The sequence below is a fragment of the Streptococcus sp. VTCC 12905 genome (assembly GCF_049893385.1).
Taxonomy (GTDB): Bacteria; Bacillota; Bacilli; order Lactobacillales; family Streptococcaceae; genus Streptococcus; species Streptococcus suis_AA.
Genome location: NZ_JBMVJC010000059.1, coordinates 1 through 2,622, shown reverse-complemented (window position 1 = coordinate 2,622; position 2,622 = coordinate 1). Strand labels below are relative to the sequence as shown.

The 2,622-nt window shown below is 34.7% G+C and carries 2 protein-coding genes; both read right to left on the bottom strand.

Annotated elements, in window-relative coordinates; translation table 11 throughout:
• Nucleotides 1-134 precede the first annotated feature (134 nt).
• On the bottom strand, nt 135-572 hold the full coding sequence (locus ACPC58_RS11525) for a universal stress protein (RefSeq protein ID WP_003139952.1): 438 nt from the start codon (nt 570-572) through the stop codon (nt 135-137).
• Nucleotides 573-580: 8 nt separating this feature from the next.
• Complete coding sequence (locus tag ACPC58_RS11520; RefSeq protein ID WP_434066025.1) at nt 581-2,188, bottom strand: Nramp family divalent metal transporter; 1,608 nt, start codon at nt 2,186-2,188, stop codon at nt 581-583.
• Between the last annotated feature and the right edge of the window lie 434 nt (nt 2,189-2,622).

Below are 2,622 nucleotides of genomic sequence, written 5' to 3'. Positions count from 1 at the left end.
ATTAATGGGAATAACAGCCTAAGATATTTGGAGTTCAGAGGGGGCGCGTTTGATTTTCAAACTTCGCAACAGAACCACAATCTCTATTAAAATTTGTCCAAGATATTGACCCAAATACATATTAACTGCAATATTTACTTAATAACTGTAATTGAGATTGGAGAATTTTTAACCATATAAGTAGCATGCGAACCAAAATATCCTTTAATTCCATGCATTGATCGCGATCCAATGATTAAGATATCTGCAGATGTTGCTGGCAAAATCGTCTTAGTAATTTCCTCGGCCGGATCACCTTCTCCACTGTACAGCTGAATGTTTTTTACACCGCTATTTTCTGCATATTGTTTGTACTTTTTCAAATTAAGTAACAATTGACTTTGTTTCTGGCTCAAGTACTCAGGGTCTAACGCTTCATATACATTCAACTCTTCAATTTCTAAAATTGAGGCAATCAGTAATGCGGCTCCAGTTTTACTCGCTTGCTTTACAGCATATTGAAAGGCTTTTTGAGCTCCTTCTGATTCATCTACCCCAACTAAAATATTTTTAAATTCATCAAATCCTTCCATAGTGCATATTACCTTTCATTAATTAATTGATTATATTTTTTATTTCCTTTATACAGTTCAATAATTGTCCACGCTAACAGTAGTAATACTGCGACTATAATGACATAAGCAGTAGAATCAGCTAGTACAAGTTGGCTTGATGTCACCTTTTCACCAAAAAAACCTTCAATTTGGCCGGGCAATCCAATCAAATTTAAATATGTCAATCCAATTACTGAACCCCATCCTAGTATCCGAATAACTATCGAATTTTTAAACCGGCTTCCCATTTCCACCTCACTATTGGTCATCATTAATAATGGTACTATCGAAAATGGTAACGCAAAAGCTAAGAAGACTTGTGAATTATTCATTAGTGTATTTAACGCTGTGTGCTCCCGAATCGTTCCTTGCCTGCTTGTAATAATTACACAGATTAGCACTGGGACAACTGAAATCAAACGCGTAATTAAACGTCTTAGCCAAATTGGCATTCTCATATGAATGAATCCCTCCATAATTACTTGTCCAGTTAAAGTTCCGGTAATCGTTGAATTTTGTCCAGAAGCTAGTAACGCGACTGCGAATAATGTAGAAAGAAGACCTGATTTTGCAACGGTGATTAAAATTCCGTTACTCAATGTATCCGAATTTGATAAAGCCTCATACAACCCAAAGAATGATGGATCTTTCACTGCTCCTGTTTTAAAAACAGCAACTCCCATTATGAGCAATAAGGAGTTAACAAAAAAAGCGAGAGTCAATTGAATGTTAGAATCCCAAGTTGAAAATCGTACAGCATTGGCGATTTCATCTTCATCCGTACGATTTATATTTCGAGTCTGAGACACAGCCGAATGTAGATATAAATTATGAGGCATAACGGTTGCACCAATAATTCCTAATGCACCAGTTAAAGGCGTTTGACCACCAATTGAATGTGTAGAGGAGAACGTTTCACCAGTCGGAACCAATCCTTTAAGTACATCCCCCCAATTAGGATCAGACAACGCTACTTGATAAACAAACACAAAAAGAATTACAAAAATCAAACAGACAACTATTGCTTCAATTTTTCTAAAACCAACTTTCGTTAACAACAATAATAATAAAACATCAAATACCGTAATAAAGACTGCGACGACAAGCGGAATATTAAAAAGTAAATAAAGAGCAATTGATGCGCCAATTACTTCCGCAATATCTGTTGCCATAATCGCTAATTCCGTTAAAATCCATAAAATGATTCCTAGTTTTTTACTCGTTCTCGCTCGAATTGCTTGAGCTAAATCCATTTGACTAACAATTCCCAATTTAGCAGCCATATATTGTAATAGCATTGCAATTAAACTAGACATTAAAATGACCGACATTAATAAATACTGGAAGTTTTGCCCACCCGTAATCGAAGTAGACCAGTTGCCTGGATCCATATATCCCACAGCAACTAATGCTCCCGGTCCAGAATAGGCGAACAGGGTTTTCCAAAAGCCTTTGCCTTTGGGTACCTCGACAGTTCCGTTAATTTCCTCTAAAGAGGGACCATTCGCATGCTGAATTAATCGAGGTTTGTGCTCTTTACCAAACTGACTTGTTGTATCTTTCAAAATATTTCCACCATCCTTTAAGAATATAATAAAAGTATACACTTCTTTTTTATAAAATTAAAGCAAAATATTAGGCAAGCCTAAAAAAAAATAAATATCCGCCTAATTTAATATTATTTGCCTTCATTTCATTTGTGTCGGAATGAATCAATTGTACACGTTAAAAATATATCTATATGATAATTACCATTGTTAATATTCAAGTTTTTTGTTGAAATAGTCGATAAAAAAATAAGGTTGACCAAAATATTTTTAGAGGCGCGAATTGTAAAATTAAGTTATAAAAATAAAAAGGCATTTATGGTACACTCAAATTGTATTTCCGACGAAAGAAAACAAAGGAGATTAACCATAAATGACCTACAAACATCTTACCATAGACGAACTGGTTCTGTTGCAAAGTTTTCCAAAAAATCTATTTTAGTGTAAAATTGAGAAAAAAGACAGAGAGGACAGAGTAATGA